The sequence below is a fragment of the Pseudomonas sp. HP_08 genome, from assembly GCF_055284095.1.
The window spans coordinates 325,931-348,217 of the sequence record NZ_JBTOQC010000023.1 but is presented as its reverse complement, the minus strand read 5'-3'; the positions used below and the strand labels follow the sequence as shown (position 1 = coordinate 348,217).

Here is a 22,287-nt window from a genome sequence, read left to right as displayed (position 1 = left end):
GCGATTTACCCAGCCTTGGAGCAATAAAAAAGGCGCGAGTTCAACACTCGCGCCTTTTTTGGTCCGCTACGAAGCCTTAAGGCAGATCGTCGACCTTGTCGGTCGTCACCGGCGGAATCAGGTCTTCACTGCTCAGGTTCAGCCAGATCAGCACCACGTTGGCGATGTAGATCGAGGAGTACGTACCCGCCAGAACGCCGACGAACAGCGCAATGGAGAAGCCCTCCAGGTTGTCACCGCCAAAGGCCCACAAGGCCACGATGGCCAGCAGCGTCGACACCGAAGTGGCGATGGTGCGCAGCAGGGTCTGCGTGGTCGAGATGTTGATGTTCTCGATCAGGGTCGCCTTGCGCAGCACGCGGAAGTTCTCCCGTACCCGGTCAAAGACCACGATGGTGTCGTTGAGCGAGTAACCGATGATCGCCAGCACCGAAGCCAGTACGGTCAGGTCGAAGGTGATCTGGAAGAACGACAGGATACCCATCGTCACCACCACGTCGTGCACCAGGGAAACGATCGCGCCGACACCGAACTTCCACTGAAAGCGGAAGGCCAGGTACAGCATGATCCCGCCCAGTGCCAGCAACATGGCGATACCGCCCTGGTCGCGCAGCTCTTCACCGACCTGCGGGCCGACGAACTCGACACGCTTGACGGTCGCCGGGTTACCGGCATCGGCCTTGCGCAGTGCATCGGCAATGCGCGAGCCCAGTTGCGGGTCATCGCCCGGCATGCGCACCAGCAGATCGGTGGTGGCACCGAAACTCTGCACCACCGCGTCGTGGTAACCGGCATTACCCAGCTCCTGACGCACTTTGCCAAGGTCGGCTGGCTGCTCGTAGGTCAGCTCGATGAGCGTACCGCCGGTGAAGTCCAGCCCCAGATTGAGCCCTTTATGAAACCAGCTGAACAACGCCAGAACAGTAAGAAGCATGGTCAGGGCGAACGCACCGTTGCGCACGCCCATGAAATTGATCGTACCTAATTTCATGGCAGCTCCTTAAATCCACAGCTTCTTGAAGTCACGCCCGCCGTAGATCAGGTTGATCATTGCGCGAGTTACCATGATGGCCGTGAACATGGAGGTAAAGATCCCCAGCGACAGGGTAACGGCGAAGCCTTTGACAGGACCGGTACCCATTGCGTAGAGAATGCCGCCGACCAGCAGGCTGGTCAGGTTGGCGTCGATGATCGCGGTATAAGCGCGGTCGAAACCTTCGTTGATCGCGCGCTGCACGCTCATGCCGTTGGCCAGCTCTTCGCGAATCCGCGAGAAGATCAGCACGTTGGCGTCCACCGCCATGCCCATGGTCAACACGATACCGGCGATACCCGGCAGGGTCAGCGTGGCACCCAGCAGCGACATCAGCGCCAGCAGCGCGACCATGTTGAAGGCCAGGGCCACGGTTGCGATCAGGCCGAAGAAGCGGTAGATGGCCATGATGAACAGCGACACGAACAGCATGCCCCACAACGAAGCGTCGATACCCTTGGTGATGTTGTCAGCACCCAGGCTCGGACCAATGGTGCGCTCTTCAGCGAAGTACATCGGTGCAGCCAGGCCACCGGCACGCAGCAGCAGCGCCAGCTCGGAAGACTCACCCTGACCATTCAGACCGGTAATCCGGAACTGGCTGCCCAGCGGCGACTGGATGGTCGCCAGGCTGATGATCTTCTTCTCTTCCTTGAAAGTCTGGATCGGTACTTCTTTCTCGACGCCGTCGACCATCTGCCTGGCGTAGGTGGTCACCGGACGCTGCTCGATGAAGATCACCGCCATGCTGCGGCCCACGTTGCTGCGGGTAGCGCGGCTCATCAGTTCGCCACCGTGACCATCGAGGTTGATGTTCACCTGTGGACGACCATGCTCGTCGTAGCTGGCCTGGGCATCGGTGACCTGGTCACCGGTGATGATCAGACCACGCTCCACGGCAGCGGCCGGACGGCCACCTTCACGGAACTCGAACATCTCGGTAGTGGCCTTGGAGTCATCCGGGCCTGCGCCCAGGCGGAATTCCAGGTTGGCGGTCTTGCCGAGGATACGCTTGGCCTCGGCGGTGTCTTGCACGCCCGGCAGCTCGACCACGATGCGGTTGGCACCCTGGCGCTGTACCAGCGGCTCGGCCACGCCCAGCTCGTTGACCCGGTTACGCACCGTGGTCAGGTTCTGCTTGATGGAGTATTCGCGAATTTCTGCCAGCTTGGCGGGGGTCAGCGCCAGACGCAGCGTGACGATACCGTTGAGCTCGGACGGGGTAATTTCGAAATCGGTGAAGCTCTTGCGGATCAGCGCACGGGCCTGCTCACGCTCGGCATCATCAGTGAAGCCCAGTTGAATCACGTTGTTCTGCTGCGGCAGGCTGCGATAACGCACCTTCTCTTTGCGCAGCAAGGTCTTGACCTCGCCTTCATAGACTTTCAAACGAGCATCGATGGCCTTGTCCATGTCGACTTCGAGCAAAAAGTGCACGCCGCCCGACAAGTCCAGACCCAGTTTCATCGGGCTTGCGCCCAGATTGCTCAGCCAGGCCGGTGTCGTACGGGCCAGGTTAAGTGCCACGACATAGTCGTCGCCCAGCGCCTTGCGCACGATATCTTTGGCCGGCAACTGGTCTTCCTGTTTGGTCAGACGCAGCAAACCGCCCTTGCCATTCTCAGCCAGAGAAGAACCTTTGACCGCAAGACCTGCATCGGTCAGCGCCTTGGCGGCACGATCGACATCAGCCTGGTTGACTTGCAACGCCGTGCTCGCGCCGCTGATCTGGATAGCCGGATCGTCAGGGTAGAGATTGGGTGCGGAATAAATGAAACCGATCGCCAGCACTGCCAGGATCAGTATGTATTTCCACAGAGGGTATTTGTTCAGCATCACGCCGCCCGCTTAAAACGCGGGGCGCCTTGCGCGCCCCGTCGATGGTAGATATGAAACTCAGAGGGCTTTCAGAGTGCCCTTTGGCAGAGTGGCCACAATGGAGCCCTTCTGGATTTTCAGCTCAACGGTATCGGACACTTCGATCACAACAAAGTCGTCAGTCACTTTGTTGATTTTTCCGGCGATACCGCCAGCGGTCACTACTTCGTCGCCTTTCTGCAGGTTGCCCAGCAGGTTTTTCTGCTCTTTGGCGCGCTTGGCCTGTGGGCGCCAGATCATCAGGTAGAAGATGACCAGGAAGCCGACCAGGAAAATCCACTCGAAACCGGAACCTGCAGGCCCCGATGCAGCCGGTGCTGCCGCGTCCGCGAAGGCGGGGGAGATGAAAAAGCTCATTTAGCGCTCCATTTTCATAATTAGTATGTAAAGCAGGAAAAACTCGTTCTGTTTCAATCCAGCGGCGGCACAGGAAGGCCGCGCTTGGCGTAGAAGGCATCGACGAAGTCGGCCAATTTACCCTGTTGGATAGCCTCGCGCAAACCAGCCATCAGCCGCTGGTAATGCCGCAAGTTGTGGATTGTATTGAGCATGCTACCCAGCATTTCGCCGCACTTGTCCAGGTGATGCAGATAAGCGCGCGAGAAGTTCTGGCAGGTGTAGCAATCGCAGCTCGCATCCAGCGGCGAATCATCGTGGCGATGAAACGCATTACGGATCTTCAATACACCGGTGTCGATGAACAGATGGCCGTTGCGGGCATTGCGGGTCGGCATCACGCAATCGAACATGTCAACGCCGCGGCGCACACCTTCGACCAGATCTTCGGGTTTGCCTACACCCATCAAGTAACGAGGTTTGTCTGCTGGCATCAGGCCAGGCAGATAGTCGAGCACCTTGATCATTTCGTCCTTGGGCTCGCCCACCGACAGGCCGCCAATCGCCAGGCCGTCGAAGTCCAGCTCGTTCAGGCCGTCCAGCGAGCGCTTGCGCAGATTCTCATGCATGCCGCCCTGGACGATGCCGAACAGCGCCGCATCGCTCTCGCCATGAGCGATCTTCGAGCGCTTGGCCCAGCGCAGCGACAGCTCCATCGACACCCGCGCCACGTCTTCGCTGGCCGGATACGGTGTGCATTCGTCGAAAATCATCACGATGTCGGAGCCCAGATCACGCTGCACCTGCATCGACTCTTCCGGGCCCATGAACACCTTGGCGCCGTCGACCGGAGAAGCGAAGGTCACGCCCTCCTCCTTGATCTTGCGCATCGCGCCCAGGCTGAAGACCTGGAAACCGCCGGAGTCGGTGAGGATCGGGCCTTTCCACTGCATGAAATCGTGCAGGTCGCCGTGCGCCTTGATCACCTCGGTGCCCGGACGCAGCCACAGGTGGAAGGTGTTGCCCAGAATGATCTGCGCACCGATCGCCTCGATATCGCGCGGCAGCATGCCCTTGACCGTGCCATAGGTGCCCACCGGCATGAACGCCGGGGTTTCCACCACGCCACGCGGGAACGTCAGCCGACCGCGACGGGCCTTGCCGTCGGTGGCCAGCAACTCGAAAGACATACGACAGGTGCGACTCATGGGTGATCCTCTGATGCCGATTCCCGGGGCCCCGTAGGCGCGGGATTGCGGGTGATGAACATCGCATCACCGTAACTGAAGAAGCGGTAACCCTGCTCGATGGCCGCCGCATAGGCCGCCATGGTCTCGGGATAACCGGCAAACGCCGAAACCAGCATCAACAGCGTGGATTCCGGCAAATGAAAATTGGTCACCAGGGCATCGACCACATGAAAGGGACGCCCAGGATAGATGAAGATATCGGTATCGCCGCTGAACGGTTTCAACACGCCATCACGCGCCGCACTCTCCAGCGAGCGCACGCTGGTGGTGCCGACCGCCACCACTCGCCCGCCCCGCGCACGGCACGCCGCCACGGCATCGACCACATCCTGGCCGACTTCCAGCCACTCGCTGTGCATGTGGTGGTCTTCGATACGCTCGACGCGCACCGGCTGAAAGGTGCCGGCGCCCACGTGCAAGGTCACGAACGCGGTCTCGACGCCCTTGGCGGCAATCGCCTCCAGCAGCGGCTGATCGAAATGCAGCCCCGCCGTAGGCGCCGCCACGGCACCGGCGCGCTCGGCATACACGGTCTGATAGCGCTCGCGGTCCGCGCCTTCATCAGGCCGGTCTATATAAGGAGGCAACGGCATGTGCCCGACCCGATCCAGCAACGCCAGCACGGGTTCGGCAAACGCCAGCTCGAACAGCGTGTCGTGGCGCGCAACCATGGTCGCCTCGCCACCGCCGTCGATCACGATCGCCGAACCTGGCTTGGGCGACTTGCTCGAACGCACATGGGCCAGCACCCGATGGCTGTCCAGCACGCGCTCGACCAGAATCTCCAGCTTGCCGCCAGAGGCCTTCTGGCCAAACAACCGCGCCGGGATCACCCGGGTATTGTTGAACACCATCAGATCGCCGGGGCGCAGGTGCTCCAGCAAATCGGTGAATTGACGATGCGCCAGGGCGCCGCTCGGGCCGTCCAGCGTCAACAGCCGGCTGCCACGCCGCTCGGCCAGAGGATGACGCGCGATCAGGGCATCGGGGAGATCGAAGGTAAAGTCAGCAACACGCATGATGGGAGTGGTCGTCCAGCAGGGGCGCGAAGTTTAGCCGGTTTGCCTCAATTAGTAAAAAAGCCTCAAAAATCAGGGTTGACCGACCGTCAGACCATCCCTATACTTCGCGGCCATTGAGCCCTGATGGCGGAATTGGTAGACGCGGCGGATTCAAAATCCGTTTTCGAAAGGAGTGGGAGTTCGAGTCTCCCTCGGGGCACCAAAATTGAAAAAACCTCGCTGATGCGAGGTTTTTTTTCGCCTGCGGAAAAGGAATTCTGCTGACGAGCGACAAGGAAGATTCTTATGAAAGCAACGCCAGCATCCAGCCGACTGATGGTCGCGATATCTTTGCCACTGTTCTCGATGAAACCGGAGAGGGAGCACTTCTGGATCGGGTTAAAAGACAATCTGCTTTCAAGCAAGTCATCAAGCCCTCTCTGTACGAAGGTATCGACTACACTCTGGAGGCTCTGCCCAGCGCAGGTATCCGCTTAAACGAAGTAAAACCGTTGTGCTGGACGCGGCAAGAAACTTTGGCAGCCCGTCCTGACTTCTGTCGACATTGATACAGCGACCTTGCAGCAGGCTTTTCAAGCAGAGGGTCAAAACACCAAGCGCGTTGCGATGCTATTTGAAATCCCACTCACAGCAGTAGGTGCAGCAGCCAGAACTGATACGCGGAGGCGCCGCATTTCGGGTGTCCTGAAGATGACTCTCGCCCCCCGGGAAAATTTGATCAGATAATGATCTAAGACCTGCGCTCTGGACCTCTGAACTATCTTTTATGAATGAAAAAATCTGCCTGGCTTCATGATCTACCGATACAGACCGCAAACGCTATCGTCGATCCACTAGAAACATGGGCAGAAGCATCCTCACTGATTAAAAAGTGCCATCACCTTAAATATATTTTTCAAGCACAAGGCCACTACACAACCTCTAGGCACACATAATATGAAATACATTTAAAAGCATTCCAGGCTAGCCCCCCGCTCCCCTGCACGATTATCATGCCTTACGTCTGCCAGCATCTTAACAGCACGATCAGAAGCTATATTCAAGACCTTTTCTCAAGTACAAATCCTAGCAAAAATCTGTCATACCATTCAAAACTGAAAGACATTCAGGATCATTACATCGGCAAGCCATAGCCTTACGACCCGCCTTCTATCAAAGAAACCAAATGTGAACCTACAAAAATTTTTTTTATCTCTCGTTATAACCACTCTCATTTTTACGACTGGATATACATCAGAACAAGACTTCAAGACGCTGCCCGAAGGATCGATACTTGAAACACTTTCTTTGCAGTCATACGACGACAAGCAATGGGCAGCCTCGTCGAAACTCTATCCACACACGCAAAATCCTGTGCGCTGGTCCCCTTATGTATGGGCGTGGAATGCAGCAGCACTGACGTCAATATCGTCCGACAAAGCCAGGCTGGACCTGACGGTAAAAACACTGCTCACCGAATTGAGTGAACACTCCATCCAGGATGAAAATGGAAAATACCTGGTTGTCTTTCGCTACAACTACCCCTTCGAAAAATACAGCATAACACCTCCTTGGTACTCGGCATTTGGCAATGCGGCGGCTGCCATAGGACTGATGCACATCCGCCATGTCACGAACAATCATTCGATGAACAGTATGATTGAGGGCTACTTGGACCCTATTCCTGCACGCTTTAGCTATAAGAACGAGCAAGGAAGTATCTGGTATGCCGAATACATTTCTGAAGGAGTCCCTAACGGCCACATAAACGTTATCAACGGCCATTTTTTTGCCGTTGGCGCTATGTACGAATGGAAACAAATAACCGGCACACAGCGATATGACAAAAATATCAGTCAAGGAATGGACACCATGCAGAAAGAACTCCCTAACTTTATCAAAGAAGGTTATTTTTCTTATGCAGAGGGCTTTGACGATATAAAGGACTATGGACAGCAGCGAGCCGTAAATTATGCACGCGTATCCTGTGAGTTAAGGGAAGCCATCTGTCCGACAGCCATACAATACCAAGCGCTGTTTGAGACGTGGAATAAATAACATCGCCGTCGGCAACAGGGGTGTCAAAAAACCGTGCTGCCACCTGGTTCAAAAACGGTAGCCAGCAGACACTGCCCTGGCCCCTTATAGGGCCAACGACAACCTGACTCCGTCATATATCGCCGCATGTATATCCCGACTCGCCACCGCATCCCCAATCCGAAACAGCTGAAAGCGTCCCTCAGGATTCGTAGCCAAGTCTTGCCCCCGCACCTCAACAAACGCCGCCTGATCCAGCTCTCCCCGATTCCTCGACCTCTCCTTCAACGCAAAATACAACTCATCCATCGGCAACGTCCCATGCTCCACCACCACATGATCCACCACTCGCTCAAAACAACTGCGCGTTGCCTCACACCACAGCTTCGCCACCTTCTTCCCGCTTTCAGCCCGCACCCCGATCAGCCGCTGTGAAAATGTCTGCTGCACGCCCTTCTCGACAAACGCTTTCAGATAAGCCGGCATATTCAGCCCGCCGACATCCGGCCCGAGCATGTTTTCCCCGGTCACCAACTGCACCGCCACTCCAGGCATCTGCGCCAGTACTTCGGTGCAGCTCATTGCCTGATGTCCGCCATGACCATCGAACACCAACACATCACCGCTCGGTTTGAAGTCGCCGCTCAGCACGTCCCAACTGCTGTGTACCAGCTCATTGCCCTCTTCCAGAAACTCGCAGTCGGGTATGCCGCCGGTGGCGACGATCACCACGTCCGGCGCCAGCGCCAGTACTTCTTCGGCCTCGGCGTAGCAGTTGTAACGAAAGCTCACGCCCAGTCGTTCGCACTCACTCACGCGCCAGTCGATGATGCCGATCAATTCGCGGCGTCTGAACGGCATGGCGGCGATGCGTACCTGGCCGCCGGCTTTGTCGGCGGCTTCCAGCACGGTGACGCGATGGCCGCGTTCGGCGGACACGCGGGCGGCTTCGAGCCCGGCGGGGCCGGCGCCGATGATGACGATATGCCGGCCCGGCGCCTCACTCACCGGGGTGATGTGTGGAATGGTCGCTTCGCGGCCGGTGGCCGGGTTATGGATGCAGTGCGCTTCGCCAGAGATGTAGATGCGGTCGATGCAATAGCTGGCACCGACGCAGGGACGGATGCGTTCTTCTTGGCCGGCGGCGACCTTGGCCAGCAGGTGCGGGTCGGCCATTTGCGGACGGGTCAGGCCGACCAGGTCGACCAGGCCTTCGCGCAGGGCGTGGCGGGCGGTGGCGACGTCGCTGATGCGTGCGGCGTGCATTACCGGCACCGGCACCGTGCGGCGTACGGCGCCGGCCAGTTCCAGGTGCGGGCCGGCCGGCGTGCCCATGCCAGGGATGACGCGGGACAGGCCTTCGCTGCTGTCGATGCGGCCTTTGGTGACGCTGATGAAGTCGATGCTGTGGTCGACCAGCGTGCGGGCAATCGTCAGGCCTTGTTCCTGGTCGATGCCACCGGGCAGGTCCTCGTCGACGGCCATGCGCACGCCGATGATGAAGTCCGGCCCGACCGCCTTGCGCATGGCGCTCAGCACTTCGAGCGGGAAGCGCAGACGGCCTTCGAGGTCGCCGCCGTAACCGTCCTGGCGCTGGTTCGACGGACTCCAGAATGCATCGAACAAATGCCCGTAGGCTTCGATTTCGACCCCGTCCAGGCCGCCGGCCTTGCAGCGCTCGGCCGCTTCGGCGTACTGGCGCACGATGCGGGTAATGTCGAAGTCTTCCATCTGTTTAGTGAAGCTGCGGTGCGAGTGTTCGCGGCCGCGCTGTGGCCACATCAACGGCAGCCAGTCGTCGGTGAAGTTGCTGGCGCGCCAGCCCAGGTGCGAAAGCTGACACATGACGGCGCTGCCGTGCTGGTGCACGCCGTCGGCGAGTTCGGCCAGCCATGGCACCACTTCGTCTTTGTACAGGTGCAGGTTGCCGAAAGCCGGCGGGCTGTCGGCGGCGATGATCGACGAGCCGCCAATCATGGTAAGGGCCACGCCGCCTTTGGCTTTTTCTTCGTGGTACAGGCGGTAGCGCTCGCGCGGCATGCCGCCTTCGGAATACGCCGGCTCATGGGAGGTGCTCACTACACGATTGCGCAGGTGCAGGTTTTTCAGGACGAAGGGTTGCAACAGCGGGTCATTGGCGCTGGCCATAAGCACATCCTTATCAGCAACGACGGTTAGATCAGGGTTGGGTGACAACTGCGGTCTTCGCCGCATCGAACATGGCCTGGAAGCGCGGTTTGTTGGCGGCGTAGTAACTCGCCACCACCGTATCGACGCTGCTCTCCCTGGCTTTCATCATCAGGTCTTCAAGCTCGGCCAGCGGCATCGAGTAGTGGGCAAAGAAGTACGCCACTTGCGGGTGTTGCTGGCTGAAGCCCTTGCGCGCCACCGCGTGGATCTGCTCGGCACCGCCAAACAGGCCTTTCGGGTCGTCGAGGTAGCGCAGCTTCCACTTGGAGAACATCCAGTGCGGGTTCCAGGCATTGATTACGGTCCACTGGCCGCGCCGCAGGCTGCGGTCCATCTCGGTGAGCATGCCGGTCTCGGAGGAGGCCATCAGTTTGTAGCCGGTCAGTTTGTAATCGTCGATCGCCTGCAACGACAGCTTGTACTGGCCGTTGCCGGCTTCGGAGGTGAGGATGCGGCTGCCGAGCTTTTCACGTACTTCGGGCTTCTTGAGGTCTTCGACGGTCGACACTTCGCTGGCCGGCACGCTATCGGGCACCGCCCAACCGATACGGCCCTGATACAACACACCGAGGTCCTCGAGCTGGTCCTTGTATTTATCCCAGTAACCCTTGTGGGTGTTGGGCAGCCAGACCATGGGGATCAGGTCGATATTGCCGTTGGCCAGCGCCTGAAACTGAATACCGATGTCGGCCTGGACCATTTTCACCGGTTGTTTGAGCTGGTCCTGCAAGGCGGTTTGCGCCAGTTTGGCGGTGATCTCGGTGTCGGACCAGTTCACCCAGCCGATACGCACCGGCTCCTTCTCGGCCGTATGGCCCAGCAGGCTGCTGGTGGCGAGGGCAAGGCCTGCGAGCCAGGCATAAGCTTTTGGTCTATTCAGGGGGTAGACGGTCATCGGCTTTTTCCTTCAACGTGGGTGGTGGGCGTTCCTGGCAGTCGAAGTCAGCGCTGTTGCTTTTTGCAGATAACAACAAAGCCAGGCCTGGGCCGCAACCGATTAAAACTGCCGGTTGAGATAAGGAAATGTTATGGAAAGGCTACGTCGACGTTTGCCGCCGCTGACCGCACTGGTGGTGTTTGAAGCCGCTGCGCGCCTGCAAAGCTTCACCCTGGCGGCGCAAGAAATGTGCATCACCCAGGCCGCCGTGAGCCGGCAGATGCGCCTGCTTGAAGAGCATCTCGGCAACCCGCTGTTCATCCGCAACCACCGCAATGTGACACTGACCACGGCCGGGCTGCGGCTGTTCGAGGCGGTGGATGAAAGCCTGGAGCGTATCGCCCAGGCCAGCACCGAAATCCGCAGCGACGCCAGCGGTGCGATCACCATCGCCGCCACCGTGTGCATGGCCAGCTACTGGCTGATGCCGCGCCTGGATGCCTTTCAGCAGCAATTTCCCGAGGTGTCGTTGCGCTTGTTCGCGCTGGACCGCGAGGTGGATCTGCGCGCCGAGAACGTCGACATCGCCATTACCTGCGGCGTCGGCGGCCAGCGTCATGGTGTGCGCATGAGTTATCTGATGGATGAAGAACTGGTGCCGCTGTGCAGCCCCGCGTACCTGCAAGGGCGAACCCTGACCGAGCCGCAGCAACTGCTCGACGAACGCCTGCTCAACCTGGACCGCGAGCACTGGCGCGGCTTCAACTGGGCCGTCGCCGACTGGGCCGCCTGGTTCGACCAGATGAACGTACGCGGCACACTGCCGCCGGCACGCATGGCCTTCAACAATCACGCCCAGCAGGTTCAGGCCACGCTGGAGGGGCGCGGTATTTCGCTGGGCAGCCCGCACATGCTGGTCGATTTGATCGCGGACGGCCGCTTGATCGAAGCCCTGCCGCATCGGTACTCGACGCGTCGCGGGTATTACCTCGCGGTGAACGAGCATTCAACCCGACCGCGCGCGGTGGCGGCGTTGCAGGCGTGGTTGGGGAATGTGGTTCAGGAAGGCATGGAACCCAAGGCAACGATAAAGATTGCTTCCCGCCAGCCGACATAAATCAGACAACCCACCGCCATAGCCCGGTGCAATTCAGGTGGTCAGCGCCTCACCTTCTCGGACATTGGTCCCCACAATGAAAATAAAAAACAAGCTCGTTCTGGCTTTTGTCCTGGTCGCTTTCATCCCGGTCAGCCTGGTGGCGGTGATCTCGGTACTGAACATACGCTCGCAGGCGGTCGATCAGTTTCTGGATGGCAGCACCCGCGAAATACGCCAGATCGACGGTAATATCCGGCAGTTCTTCGACGCCACGAACCAGAACGTCGATCAGATGGCCACCGATTCGCGCTATACCTCGCTCGACAGCCTGAAAAACTATCAGGCCGCCGATGCCGCCAGCCAGCCGCTGCCACCGGCGGCAAGACAGGCCATCGATGCGTTTGCCCGGTATGGCGAAACCCATCCGGCGGCGGCCATTCTGTCCATCGGACTGGAAGACGGCACCTACGCCAAATGGCCGGATGACCCGCAACTGTCGAAGTACGACCCGCGTGCGCGTCCCTGGTACAAGGCGGCCATGGCCAGCCCCGGTAAAACCGTACGCACCGCCGCTTATTACTATGAAAAAGACGCTGTCGCGCTGGTCGGTAGCGCCCGCGCCATGCTTGATGAAACCGGTAAGCCCAAGGGTGTATTTGTTGTCAGCGTGTCGCTGAAGAACCTCACTGAACTGGTCAAAAGCATCAAGCTCGGCGACAGCGGCTACGTGATGCTGATCGAGGACGGCGTTGTCCTGGTCGACCCACGCGACGCCGCGCACAATTTCAAGCCGCTCAAGGATCTGGGCGAGCCGTACGCCAGACTGGCGGCCACGACTCAGGGCTCCACCGAGGTGGAAATCAATGGCGTTCGCTACATGGCCAATGTCTGGACATCGCCAGGTCTGGGTTGGCGTTACGTCGGTTTGATCGAGCACAAGGAAGTCATGGCCGCGGCCACGCACATGACCTGGCTGATCGCCGGCATCGTGGCCGTGCTGGTGCTGTTCTTTGCGCTGCTGGCAGCGGCGTTTTCCAGGGTCATCGTCAAGCCTATCGGTCAGGTCAGCAGCGGCTTGCAGTCGATTGCCGAGGGCGAAGGCGACCTGCGCCATGACCTCAAGATTCAGGGCAGGGACGAAACCGCCGAGCTGGCCGGCTGGTTCAACAAATTCCTCGCGGCCATACGCCAGTTGATCCAGCACATCGGCGCTGCCTCGACCAACTTGCAGGACGCCTCGCGGGTGAACAGCGAAGTGGCCAGCAACATGAATCAGGCAGCGGCCCGTCAGCGGGAAGCGGTGGAATTGGTGTCGACGGCCTTCAACGAAATGGTCGCGACCGCCAACGAAGTGGCCCGTTCGTGCAGCGCCGCAGCAGGCTCGGCCGAGAGCGGTCATCACCGCGTCGCAGAAGGCAAACAGCAGATTGAGCTGACCACCCAGAACGTCAATCGCCTGGGACGTCGATTGTCCGAGTCGTCGCAAGCCATGGTCGAACTCGAAGAAGGCAGCCGCAACATCAACCAGATTCTGGGCACCATCCGCGCCATTGCCGAGCAGACCAACCTGCTGGCACTGAACGCAGCTATCGAGGCGGCACGGGCCGGTGACCAAGGCCGTGGGTTTGCCGTGGTCGCCGATGAAGTCCGGGCACTGGCCAAGCGCACCTCCGACTCCACCGGTGAAATCGACCAGTTGCTCAACACGCTCGGCAGCAAGACGCAGGAAGTGTCGCAGAAGATGGAAAGTTGCCTGGACCTGTCACGCGCCAGCGTGTCGTCGATCGAAAACGCCCGCGACAGCTTTGAGGGCATCCAGTTGTCAGTCAATGAAATCAGGGATCAGAACCTGCAGATTTCGGCGGCCGCCGAAGAGCAACACAGTGTCGCCGAAGAGATCAATCGGCATATCCAGCAGATCTACGACGAGTCGCGGCTGGTAGAAAGCCTGGCCAACTCGGCGCAGGAAGATTCGGGCAGGCTTTCGCATCTATCCAGTGAGTTGAACGGGCTGGTCGGACGCTTCAAGTCGTAAATACAACGGGCCTGCATGGCCCGTTGTTGTTTATGCAGGAAACCACACTTTGTTACTGACATAACGCTATCGCGCAGCAAATAAAGCCTCGACAACAGCATGCTGCTTTCTCCTACAAACCGTATCCATCTATCCGGTCTGGCCATCACTTGCCTGGCCTCAGGCACCTCTCTACCTTTTCGCCACTCGCCAAGTCGCCTGAATGATTTGCTCAATCGTCGGATGGCATTTGCTTTGAGTCCTCATCGGTCAGGTTGTAGATGTGCATGCCTGCCCTTCTTTCTGTGCGACCGCCGCTTCATTGATGGCACAGGCTCTGCTTCACAGCATTTGCCATGCATGTAGCCGAACTACTACACTCCATATGAATAAACTCATCACTACCATAGAGTTCGACCAGTGGCTTTCGAGGCTCAGGGACAGCAAGGCGCGAGCTCGCATCGTCGCTCGCCTGCTTTCAGCCGAATCAGGCAATTTTGGAGACTGTGAACCGGTTGGTGGCGGTATTTCAGAAATGCGGATCTTTGTAGGCCCAGGCTATCGGGTGTACTACACGCGCCGCGGCGAGATCATTTACCTGCTGCTGTGCGGCGGTGACAAGTCATCACAAGATCGGGATGTAAAAGCCGCAAACGTTATCCTGAGCAAGATTGAACAAGGAGAACAGCCATGACCCAGCTCCAGCCTTTTGAGGCGTCCAAATACCTCACAGACGAGGAGTCGATCAGCGAATTCCTCAGCGCGTCTCTGGAAGATCCAAATCCGGATGTTTTTCTTCGTGCCTTACAGGAAGTGGCCAAGGCGCACGGGATGTCTCAATTGGCCAAGACCGCTGGGATCAATCGTGAAAGCCTGTACAAAGCACTCGCGCCGGGAGCCAAACCTCGCTATGACACCGTATTGAAACTCCTGAATGCATTAGGTGTGAGGCTGACAGCGTCCAGCGCCTGAAAACAGTACGAGCCTTGCACACGTGATTACCCTGCCCGCACCGCCCCTTCGCTTCTGCCCGTCAGATCCACCATGCGCAGCCGGTCACGGCCACCGCGCTTTGACTCATAAAGTGCGGCATCGCCCTGCTCGATCAACCCTGCCAGGGTTGCAGGTGCGTGGTCGAACAGGCTGGCGCCGATGCTCAGGGTGACCGCCTTGGGCGTGACAAACGTCTCTGCCGCGATCTTGTGAAACTGCTCGCGCAACATGCTGCCCATAGCTCCGATCTGTTCGCATGAGGCGTCGCGCAACAGGATCACGAACTCGTCTCCGCCAAGCCGGGCGGCGAGTGAGCCTTTGGGCAGTTCGGCGCGGATCAGTTCACTGAGCGTCACCAGCAGGCGGTCGCCGGCGGTGTGGCCGTGCAGATCGTTGACCAGTTTGAAGTTGTCGATATCGATCAGCAGCAACGCGCCGGGCTTACCGGGGGAAACGTCTTCAAGCAAACGTGTGGCGCGCGCTTCGAAGGCGCGGCGGTTGTACAGCGCGGTCAGCGGGTCGCGCGCCGCCAGCCGGGCGATACGCCGCTCGCGACGATGGCGCTCGGTGCCGGTCATCGACAGCGCGATCAGCATCACCGCCATCACGCCCTCGACCAGCGAAATCTGAATGATCTCGCCACGCAGCGACGCCAGATCGATCAAGGTGCCCGGCACCACCGCCGTGATCGCCTTGATGACATAAAACAGCCCGTGCAGCAGCAACACATAGCGCAACTGCACCGCGCCGACGCTCAACGACTGGCCGTGCGGGCGCAGCAGAAAGCTGGCGCGCAGTGACAGCAACGCCACCAGCAGAGAGTTGACCAGCAGCATGACCTTGGACCACGACGGGTCGGTCGGCAGCAGTAACAGCGAAAACCAGACGGCGACAATCAGGTACCAGGCACGCGACAGACGCACCTCGGTAAAGCGTGCGACACCCAGCAGAAACAGCCAGTGCGCAACCACCAGCAAGCCGTTGGCGAACCAGATACCGATCAATAACAGGCCGCTGCTGCGCAGCAATGCCAGCATGCAGCCCACGCTGATCGAGGCAAATCCTGCGCTCCAGAACAGCAGCGAAGACTCACGCACGCTGCGCCACTCAATGGCCAGATACAGCGCGGCAGAGGCGGCCAGGGCGATGGTGATCACCAGCAGGGTAAGAGGGTCGAGCGCCATAGACTGACGGGCCTGAATGAGTTGCCTTGAAGAGAATGAATTGTAGGCGTTTGAGGGGATTTTTAAGAGTGTTCATCGATTTTGAGTGCATAAGGTGGCGTTATCAGACAAATCGTTCATGAAGGCGACAGAGAGATCCTGTGGCCATCACTTGTCTGCCCCTTACAGCCACGCTAGGCTGCGCGCCGCTCGCTGCAAAATCAGCGACCGGATTTAGCGATCCGTTTACTCCTGGCGTGTCAGCGTCATCCAACCTGCAGCAAGCACATGCTTGATGCTCGCGTTATGGCGGCTGTGCGTCGGAGACCTCCGGGTCTGCCGGTTTCCAGGATGCCGGTTCGCTAACCTTCGCACAGCTGCCACCCCTCATTTAAAGGCCCCGCGCCTTTCGGGTAAGTCTTTACCCTCTTTGCGCTGATCCTTCTTACAGCCGAAGTAGAAGCCTCAGCCCGGGCCATCACTGGTCCCGGATGACCTGTCCTCGTTAGTCTGGGTTTCGCTCAAGCAAGCGATTTTGCGCGGCTCATATTCAGCCAGGCACCAACCTGTATATGGAGTCGTCAACTCTCAAACAGCAGTCACTTTTTCGTTTAGCGACGAGGTTTGGCTGCTTGAAAACCTGGAGCAACACCCATGTACCCGCTCAACCCCCAAGCCCCTTGCACACAACAATTTCAAGCCACCCTCTTCATCCGCCACCACCGCATGCTGCGCGCCGTGCTGTGCGATGGTCAGGCGTGGTTTTGCCTGGCAGATCTGGCCCGCCTGATGGGCACCCGGCTCGATGAACGCGCCACCCTCAAGCTCGACCCGGACCAACGCCGTACCGCCTGGCTGGAAGCACATGCAGAGTGGGAAAAATGCCTGCTGGTCAGCGAGTCCGGCATGTTTGCCTTGCTGGTTCACCACTACGTGCCCGAAAACCGCACCCTGCGCCAATGGATGACCCATCAGGTGCTGCCTGAACTTCATCAGCAACACCACGCAGCCCACGATGACCGGCCCAGCCTGAGCCGATTGAACTGGATGGGCAATTCGCTGCATTTGCTGCACTGGCGCAATGAGTCATGGGTGCGCTGGCAGGACGTGCCGCAAGCGGTGCTGGAGCTTCCGGCCTCACGAAGGGGATGGTGGCAGCGAATGGTGGGGAAGGTGCTGAACAAAGGTGAGGCCTTGCGGATCGGCTGATTTCCGGCACCGAACTGGATGAGGATTTTTTCCGCCGTGCTGAACGGCGCCTGCCAGTCGAACCGGCTATCACAAAATTTCTTGATGCTCATGTACGAGAGTGGTTGAAGCGCCAACAGAAGATCTGCCGTTTTCTGTTGTCTACCCTCTCCCAGGCACCAGCGCCCTGCTGAACACAAGGAGCCTTCTTCATGCACAGCAAACTGGACGACACCACCCGCGACGCCATCGCCTTCATCAACACGCTTTACGATCAAGACCTTATTGGCTGGCCCATCGATTTCGAGTCGGCGTCCTACAGCGACCAGGAGTTGGCGGAAACCTTCGGCCACTGGTTTGGCGGTCAGCGCTGGGCAGCGTCGGGCGACAGTTTTGTGCAGTTTGGTCAGGACGGCACCGGCTCGATGTTTCTGCTGTGGTATTACCCCGGCCTGAAGGCCCAGCCGCCGGTGGTGTTTCTTGGCTCTGAAGGCGAGACGAGCCTGGTGGCAAGCAATATCGAGGATTACATTCGGCAACTGGCCAGCGGCAAGCAGTTCTTCGACGGTGCCTGGCTGGAGCCGGATGAGGATGACGAACGCAAACTGGACTGGCAGGCGCTGGCCCGGGCCGTCGATGAACGCTACGGCCTGGGCGATGCGACGCCTGAGCAGCTGGCTGAAAAAGCCCGGCGCGAGCATCCGGACTTTGATCAGTGGGTTAATTCGAACGTTGAGTATGGCTAGACGGGGTTTTAGACCAACTCCACCGCTACCGCCGGCAAGCCTTCGATCACGCCGTGTACCAAACCCGGTCCTTCAGGTGTAAACAGCCCGGTGTACGACCCCGTGGTGATCACCGTTTCAGGCGTCAGGGTCAGGCCCTGGCGGCTGTAGTGGTTGACCAGCCACGGCAGTAGCAAGCGCGGGTCGCCGGCCGGGTTGGCGCCGGGACCGCTGACGATGTCCTTGCCGTCAAAGGTCAGTGACAGCGCCGGCTGGTTGAAGACGAAGTCTTCGCGGTACTCGACAAACTCGCCGACGATCAATGCGCCGTGGTTGAGCAAATCGGCGAGCATCGCCAGTGGCGTGACCTTCGGCCAGCCCTGATAACGGCTGGCCACCACCTCAAGGGTTGCCGCCACCGAGCCGATGCCGGCGTAGACCTCGGCATCGCTCCATGGCTCGCTGCGCGGAGCGAAGCTGCGCTTGAAGCGAAAGGCGATTTCCAGCTCCAGCGCGCCCGGCACATAGCCTGCACGTGGCAGCGAAACGCCGCTTGGCAACAGGCCATCGGCCGGCAGCGCCGAACCTTGCACCGGGCCGTTCGCCGCCGCCAGGCCGATCTTCCAGCCGCCCACGGTGGTGCCGCGCTGGCGTACGATTTCCTGTTGCACGGCGTAGGCCGTTGCCGTGTCCGGCACCTGTTCAGCGGACACCGGCGCAACCAACTGGCCGGTCTGGTTCAGGTGTTCGGCGATAAGGCGAATTTGATCGGTCATGCAATGACTCCTTCAAAAGACCAGAGAATTATAAACATCAGTTGCCCTCCAGCACGCCCAGTGCCCCGGCCAGCCGGTTGTCCCACAACGAGCTGACATCAAGGTCCTGCCGCGCCACGCCCTTGGCGTGCAAAAAGTCGGCGGCCTGCTGTTGCTGGCGAATGAAGCGCGGGCTGGCCGCATACAACCGCCGCCCTCGCCCGCCTTCCAGCCCGGCTTGCTCGCGGTAGATGTCCAGGCTGATGCCGGTCAGTTCATGGCTGCGCTGCGCCCAGGCTTCGGGGTTAGCATCGAGCCAGCGCAGCGTGCGGTCGGCGCGTTGCAGGTAATCGGTGATGGCCGCCAGCCGGCGCGGGTCGTCCAGTGCCTTCTGATTGGCGCAGATCAACGAGTTACCGACATAACCATCGGCGGCGCTGGCCAGCTCGCGACCGCCGTTGGTGCGTTGGGCAATCAGCGTGTCAGAGCCCTGGGTGATCCAGGCGTCGAGCTGCCCGGACAAAAACGCCGGCCGGCCCATGTCCAGGGTCAACGCGGCCGGCACGATGTCGTCGAACGTCAGGCCGTTCTGCTCCAGCAACTTGAGCAAAAAGTAATGCTGGTTGGAGGCCTTCAGGTAACCGACGCGCTTGCCCTTGAGCTGCGCCACGCTTTCGATCTTCGAGCCCGGCGGCACCACAACGGCCAGCAGCTTGTTGACGATCACGTTGTTGGCCACCCCGACCAGGCGAATGCCCTCCAGGCTTTGGCCCCAGATGGTCAGCGGAATGTCGGTGAAGCTCATGCCGACATCGATGTCACCCGCTGCAATCGAACGCAGCGCCACATCGAACGGTACAAAGACGTTATTGACCGTGTACGGCGTGTCGGCCTCGCCAGCCAGGTCCATGTATTGGGTGTAATTGATCTTGTAGGTGGCGACATTCAAGGTGATGTCGCGAAGCGACGAGGTGTCGGCCATGCCGCGCAACGGCCAGCCACCGATGGCGGCGACCGCGCCGGTCGCCGCCATCAGGCCGATGAATTGCCTGCGATTGAAGGTCATCAGAAGGTCACCTCAAGGCGGCCGTAATAGAAGCCGCCGTACTGTCCGAACGGGCTGTTGGACGCATACAACTGCGCGCCGCTGCTGTCGGCCACGCTGCTCTTGTCGGGGTAGACGTTGAACAGGTTGTTGGCGCCCAGCGCCACGGTGACCGATTTGGTCAGCGCATAGGCCACATCGAGGTCGGTGACCCAGTTGGCGCCATAGTGCTGGTCGGTGGACGGCGCAGTGGCGCTGGTGATCAGGTCATAGCGACCGTAGCGGGTCAGGTGCAGGTTGACGTTCCAGTCGTCGACCTTCCAGTTGCCGCCCAGCACCAGCTTGGTCTTGGGGTTGTAGTCGGTGATGTAGCCCTGAGCCACGCGGTTGAACAAGGTCAGGTTGAGCGCCGCCAGTTGCGCCGGTGAGTCGGCGATGTCGGTGATCTTCGTCTCGTTCCAGTTGAATGCCGCGTCCCAGCGCACATTGCCCAGGCGGCCCAAGTCCTGCTTCCAGGAGCCGACGACATCGACGCCGCTGGTCTTGGTGTCGATCGCGTTGGCGAAATACGACAGCGACTGGCTGCCGGCAAAGCCGTTGGCGATCAGGATCGAGTTGACCCCGGCGCCTCCAAGGAAGCCGGTCTGGGCGATGCGGTCTTCAAGAATGATGTGGTAGGCATCGACCGACACGTTGCTGTTTTCAGTCGGCGTGTAGTTCAGGCCGAGGCTGAAGTTGGTCGACTTCTCCGGGGTCAGGTCCTTGGCGCCCAGCGCCTGGCCCAGTGCCGAGTCCGGGCGCACCAGGCGGGTGGTGCTCAGGCCCGGGCCAAGGCTGGCGTTGTAGCCCATCGACGAGTTGGCATAGCCAGTCTGCGACAACGACGGTGCACGAAAGCCGTTGCTCACCGTGCCGCGCAAGTTGAGGTCGTCGGTGAGAATGTACCGGGTCGAGAGCTTGCCGTTGACGGTGTCGCCGGCCGAGTCGTCGTAGTGCTCGCCACGCGCCGCGACGCCGACGAACCAGCGGTCGGTCAGGTCGAAGCCCAGGTCCAGATAAGTTGCAAAACTGTTGCGCGACAGGTCGGCGGCGTCCTCGGGCAGGATGGTGATCGCGCCCTGCGCACCGACGGCGGCGGCACTGCCGGCCAGGGGGCCGCTGGGGTACACATAGCCGCCGTTGGCGTAGGCCAGCGGGTCGTGAATGATCGTCTGGTAACGCTCGTGCCGATGCTCCAGGCCCCACGACACCTGCACCGGATTACGCAGGCCGATGTCGAAAGCGCGGGTCAGGTCGAGGTTGTTGGTCCACTGCGAGAACTCCGACGAATAGGTGTCGAACTCGGTCGGCGTGGTCGGGCCCAGCGACGGGTTGACGGTATTGACCTGACGCTGATCGGCGCGGTTGCTGCCGTAGGTGCTCGACACATCCCAGTGCCAGCCATGGAAATCTTCGCCCTTGATGCCGCCGGCAAACTGGTAGTCCTCCTCGGTCAGTTCCAGACGTTGCTGCATCACCGAGCTGCCAAACACTTCAGGGATATAGCTGGTCGAGTTGGGCAAGCGAAAGCTCTGCCCGACCACGCCTTCGCGGTGGCTCCAGGTGCTGAACGAGTACAGCGACACGTCTTCGCTGAGCGGCAGCTCGGCGTTATACGACAGGTTCAGCGCTTCGATCTTGGGCAGGCCGCCCTGGTTGACGCGCTTGTCGACGGTGTTTTCCCGCGCATCGCCCGGAAAGTAGAAGTTGCCGCTGGCCTCGCCGTTGCGCAGCGTCCAGTTCTGTTTTTTCGCATCCAGCGCCAGGTTGAGAAAACCGTCGCCGGGCAAGGCAAAACCATGGTTCAGCGTCTGGGTGTAGGTGTCGCCGTCGCTGCGGCCCTTCCAGCGATAGCGCTCGCCCAGCGTGGTCACCGCTTTGCCGCCGCTGTCGTTCTGCTTGAGGACAATGTTGATCACGCCGGCAATCGCGTCAGAACCGTACTGGGCCGCCGCTCCGTCGCGCAGCACTTCGATGTGGTCGATGGCGCTGACCGGGATCAGGTCCAGGTCGACCGGGTTGGCGCCGGACGCCTGGCCGCCAGCCGTCAGGTTGGCGGTCGAGGTGTTGTGGCGGCGCTTGCCGTTCACCAGCACCAGCACATGGGCCAGGCTCAGGCCGCGCAATTGCGCCTGGCGCTGAATGGCGTTGCCGCCCTGGTTGTTGGAGGTGTTGACCTGAAACGAGGGCAGCAATCTGGCCAGTGCATCGCGCAGGTTGCTGTTGCCGCCGCTGGTGGCGTTGAGCTGCTCGGCGTCGATCACATCCACCGGCGCCGGGCTGTCGGCAGCGGCGCGCTGGTCGCCCCGGTTGCCGATACTGACCACCGTGCCGAGCACCGATTCGCCCGTGCCGTCGACCTCTTGCGCGCCGATTGCCTGTCCCCCGTAAATACTGAGCAATGACAGTGTCAGCAATGAAAGCCGGTGCGGCCGGCGCTGTGGAACCTGGTTCATCGTGCATCCCCGAAAAATAAAGAAAAACCCGGCCTCCCGGCATCCCGCCGTGGGTCAGGTGTATTGGAAAGTCGAGGGTGATGCCGATGGTTCGGTAATCAGGCAGCCTGCTCAGCGGCAGGTCCGCAGTCCTTTATCCCGTCGCGAACAGGGAGGGGAATCTAGCAAGCGGCAGGAAATAACCAAAATACATAATCGAACTATTCTT

General features: G+C 59.9%; 18 protein-coding genes, 1 tRNA gene and 1 pseudogene. 9 read left to right on the top strand and 11 right to left on the bottom strand.

Features of this window, described 5'->3' with window-relative positions:
- Nucleotides 1–76: 76 nt before the first annotated feature.
- Genes secF through queA form a run of 5 tightly spaced genes read right to left on the bottom strand, consistent with a single transcriptional unit; the run spans nucleotide 77 to nucleotide 5,516 of the window.
- Entirely contained in the window at nucleotides 77–991 is a 915-nt protein-coding gene (gene secF / locus ACYAS9_RS20445) for a protein translocase subunit SecF (RefSeq protein WP_463570106.1), read from the bottom strand.
- A 9-nt stretch (nucleotides 992–1,000) separates the two neighbouring features.
- Complete coding sequence (gene secD, locus ACYAS9_RS20440; RefSeq protein ID WP_463570105.1) at nucleotides 1,001–2,869, bottom strand: protein translocase subunit SecD; 1,869 nt, start codon at nucleotides 2,867–2,869, stop codon at nucleotides 1,001–1,003.
- 60 nt (nucleotides 2,870–2,929) lie between these two features.
- Nucleotides 2,930–3,268 (bottom strand): preprotein translocase subunit YajC, encoded by a 339-nt coding sequence (gene yajC, locus ACYAS9_RS20435; protein ID WP_056835407.1) that lies wholly within the window; start codon nucleotides 3,266–3,268, stop codon nucleotides 2,930–2,932.
- A gap of 53 nt (nucleotides 3,269–3,321) precedes the next feature.
- A complete protein-coding gene (gene tgt, locus ACYAS9_RS20430) occupies nucleotides 3,322–4,437 on the bottom strand; it encodes a tRNA guanosine(34) transglycosylase Tgt (protein ID WP_459748746.1) in 1,116 nt (371 codons plus the stop codon).
- A gap of 14 nt (nucleotides 4,438–4,451) precedes the next feature.
- Nucleotides 4,452–5,516, bottom strand: coding sequence for a tRNA preQ1(34) S-adenosylmethionine ribosyltransferase-isomerase QueA (gene queA, locus ACYAS9_RS20425; protein ID WP_459748343.1), 1,065 nt, complete (start codon nucleotides 5,514–5,516; stop codon nucleotides 4,452–4,454).
- A 120-nt stretch (nucleotides 5,517–5,636) separates the two neighbouring features.
- Here queA and ACYAS9_RS20420 point away from each other — a divergent pair.
- The 3 genes and pseudogenes from ACYAS9_RS20420 to ACYAS9_RS20410 all read left to right on the top strand — a co-directional run bounded on the left by ACYAS9_RS20420 (nucleotide 5,637) and on the right by ACYAS9_RS20410 (nucleotide 7,556).
- A tRNA-Leu gene (locus ACYAS9_RS20420) sits at nucleotides 5,637–5,721 on the top strand.
- A 109-nt stretch (nucleotides 5,722–5,830) separates the two neighbouring features.
- Nucleotides 5,831–6,245: pseudogene (locus ACYAS9_RS20415) on the top strand (hypothetical protein); the annotation flags it as partial.
- A gap of 441 nt (nucleotides 6,246–6,686) precedes the next feature.
- A complete protein-coding gene (locus tag ACYAS9_RS20410; protein ID WP_463570102.1) occupies nucleotides 6,687–7,556 on the top strand; it encodes a D-glucuronyl C5-epimerase family protein in 870 nt (289 codons plus the stop codon).
- 84 nt (nucleotides 7,557–7,640) lie between these two features.
- On the opposite strand, the gene ACYAS9_RS20405 is transcribed toward ACYAS9_RS20410, so the two are convergent.
- Complete coding sequence (locus ACYAS9_RS20405; protein WP_463570101.1) at nucleotides 7,641–9,683, bottom strand: oxidoreductase; 2,043 nt, start codon at nucleotides 9,681–9,683, stop codon at nucleotides 7,641–7,643.
- A gap of 31 nt (nucleotides 9,684–9,714) precedes the next feature.
- Nucleotides 9,715–10,620 carry a glycine betaine ABC transporter substrate-binding protein gene (locus tag ACYAS9_RS20400; protein ID WP_463570100.1) on the bottom strand — a complete coding sequence of 302 codons (906 nt, stop codon included), beginning with the start codon at nucleotides 10,618–10,620 and terminating at the stop codon, nucleotides 9,715–9,717.
- A 133-nt stretch (nucleotides 10,621–10,753) separates the two neighbouring features.
- Between ACYAS9_RS20400 and ACYAS9_RS20395 the strand changes: the two genes are divergently transcribed.
- From ACYAS9_RS20395 to ACYAS9_RS20380, 4 genes are all read left to right on the top strand, one after another.
- The gene (locus ACYAS9_RS20395; protein WP_463570099.1) at nucleotides 10,754–11,719 is read left to right on the top strand and encodes a LysR substrate-binding domain-containing protein; all 966 of its coding nucleotides are present in this window, start codon (nucleotides 10,754–10,756) and stop codon (nucleotides 11,717–11,719) included.
- A gap of 76 nt (nucleotides 11,720–11,795) precedes the next feature.
- Nucleotides 11,796–13,736, top strand: coding sequence for a methyl-accepting chemotaxis protein (locus tag ACYAS9_RS20390; protein WP_463570097.1), 1,941 nt, complete (start codon nucleotides 11,796–11,798; stop codon nucleotides 13,734–13,736).
- Nucleotides 13,737–14,100: 364 nt separating this feature from the next.
- Nucleotides 14,101–14,409 (top strand): type II toxin-antitoxin system RelE/ParE family toxin, encoded by a 309-nt coding sequence (locus tag ACYAS9_RS20385; RefSeq protein WP_463570095.1) that lies wholly within the window; start codon nucleotides 14,101–14,103, stop codon nucleotides 14,407–14,409.
- Nucleotides 14,406–14,687, top strand: coding sequence for an addiction module antidote protein (locus ACYAS9_RS20380; protein ID WP_463570094.1), 282 nt, complete (start codon nucleotides 14,406–14,408; stop codon nucleotides 14,685–14,687). The genes ACYAS9_RS20385 and ACYAS9_RS20380 overlap by 4 nt, the downstream gene beginning before the upstream one ends.
- Before the next feature lie 26 nt (nucleotides 14,688–14,713).
- On the opposite strand, the gene ACYAS9_RS20375 is transcribed toward ACYAS9_RS20380, so the two are convergent.
- Nucleotides 14,714–15,892, bottom strand: a complete 1,179-nt coding sequence (locus tag ACYAS9_RS20375; RefSeq protein ID WP_463570092.1) for a GGDEF domain-containing protein — start codon at nucleotides 15,890–15,892, stop codon at nucleotides 14,714–14,716.
- 633 nt (nucleotides 15,893–16,525) lie between these two features.
- On the opposite strand from ACYAS9_RS20375, the gene ACYAS9_RS20370 reads away from it, so the two are divergent.
- Nucleotides 16,526–17,080 (top strand): BRO-N domain-containing protein, encoded by a 555-nt coding sequence (locus ACYAS9_RS20370; protein ID WP_463570091.1) that lies wholly within the window; start codon nucleotides 16,526–16,528, stop codon nucleotides 17,078–17,080.
- Between the two features lie 191 nt (nucleotides 17,081–17,271).
- Nucleotides 17,272–17,805 carry a hypothetical protein gene (locus ACYAS9_RS20365; protein ID WP_463570089.1) on the top strand — a complete coding sequence of 178 codons (534 nt, stop codon included), beginning with the start codon at nucleotides 17,272–17,274 and terminating at the stop codon, nucleotides 17,803–17,805.
- A gap of 8 nt (nucleotides 17,806–17,813) precedes the next feature.
- Here ACYAS9_RS20365 and ACYAS9_RS20360 read toward each other — a convergent pair whose 3' ends face one another.
- From ACYAS9_RS20360 to ACYAS9_RS20350, 3 genes are read right to left on the bottom strand one after another with little or no spacing between them, the layout of a single operon-like run.
- Nucleotides 17,814–18,560, bottom strand: coding sequence for a 2-keto-4-pentenoate hydratase (locus tag ACYAS9_RS20360; RefSeq protein ID WP_463570088.1), 747 nt, complete (start codon nucleotides 18,558–18,560; stop codon nucleotides 17,814–17,816).
- Nucleotides 18,561–18,597: 37 nt separating this feature from the next.
- A complete protein-coding gene (locus ACYAS9_RS20355; protein ID WP_463570086.1) occupies nucleotides 18,598–19,605 on the bottom strand; it encodes an ABC transporter substrate-binding protein in 1,008 nt (335 codons plus the stop codon).
- On the bottom strand, nucleotides 19,605–22,079 hold the full coding sequence (locus ACYAS9_RS20350) for a TonB-dependent receptor plug domain-containing protein (protein WP_463570085.1): 2,475 nt from the start codon (nucleotides 22,077–22,079) through the stop codon (nucleotides 19,605–19,607). The genes ACYAS9_RS20355 and ACYAS9_RS20350 overlap by 1 nt, the downstream gene beginning before the upstream one ends.
- Nucleotides 22,080–22,287: the final 208 nt, after the last annotated feature.

Coding starts and splice junctions, on each gene's coding strand:
- ACYAS9_RS20405 (WP_463570101.1), bottom strand. CDS start 9,683: ATGGCCAGCGCCAATGACCCGCTGTTGCAACCCTTCGTCCTGAAAAAC.
- ACYAS9_RS20370 (WP_463570091.1), top strand. CDS start 16,526: ATGTACCCGCTCAACCCCCAAGCCCCTTGCACACAACAATTTCAAGCC.
- ACYAS9_RS20380 (WP_463570094.1), top strand. CDS start 14,406: ATGACCCAGCTCCAGCCTTTTGAGGCGTCCAAATACCTCACAGACGAG.
- ACYAS9_RS20350 (WP_463570085.1), bottom strand. CDS start 22,079: ATGAACCAGGTTCCACAGCGCCGGCCGCACCGGCTTTCATTGCTGACA.
- queA (WP_459748343.1), bottom strand. CDS start 5,516: ATGCGTGTTGCTGACTTTACCTTCGATCTCCCCGATGCCCTGATCGCG.
- ACYAS9_RS20390 (WP_463570097.1), top strand. CDS start 11,796: ATGAAAATAAAAAACAAGCTCGTTCTGGCTTTTGTCCTGGTCGCTTTC.
- ACYAS9_RS20355 (WP_463570086.1), bottom strand. CDS start 19,605: ATGACCTTCAATCGCAGGCAATTCATCGGCCTGATGGCGGCGACCGGC.
- ACYAS9_RS20360 (WP_463570088.1), bottom strand. CDS start 18,560: ATGACCGATCAAATTCGCCTTATCGCCGAACACCTGAACCAGACCGGC.
- secD (WP_463570105.1), bottom strand. CDS start 2,869: ATGCTGAACAAATACCCTCTGTGGAAATACATACTGATCCTGGCAGTG.
- ACYAS9_RS20400 (WP_463570100.1), bottom strand. CDS start 10,620: ATGACCGTCTACCCCCTGAATAGACCAAAAGCTTATGCCTGGCTCGCA.
- ACYAS9_RS20385 (WP_463570095.1), top strand. CDS start 14,101: ATGAATAAACTCATCACTACCATAGAGTTCGACCAGTGGCTTTCGAGG.
- yajC (WP_056835407.1), bottom strand. CDS start 3,268: ATGAGCTTTTTCATCTCCCCCGCCTTCGCGGACGCGGCAGCACCGGCT.
- tgt (WP_459748746.1), bottom strand. CDS start 4,437: ATGTCTTTCGAGTTGCTGGCCACCGACGGCAAGGCCCGTCGCGGTCGG.
- ACYAS9_RS20365 (WP_463570089.1), top strand. CDS start 17,272: ATGCACAGCAAACTGGACGACACCACCCGCGACGCCATCGCCTTCATC.
- secF (WP_463570106.1), bottom strand. CDS start 991: ATGAAATTAGGTACGATCAATTTCATGGGCGTGCGCAACGGTGCGTTC.
- ACYAS9_RS20395 (WP_463570099.1), top strand. CDS start 10,754: ATGGAAAGGCTACGTCGACGTTTGCCGCCGCTGACCGCACTGGTGGTG.
- ACYAS9_RS20375 (WP_463570092.1), bottom strand. CDS start 15,892: ATGGCGCTCGACCCTCTTACCCTGCTGGTGATCACCATCGCCCTGGCC.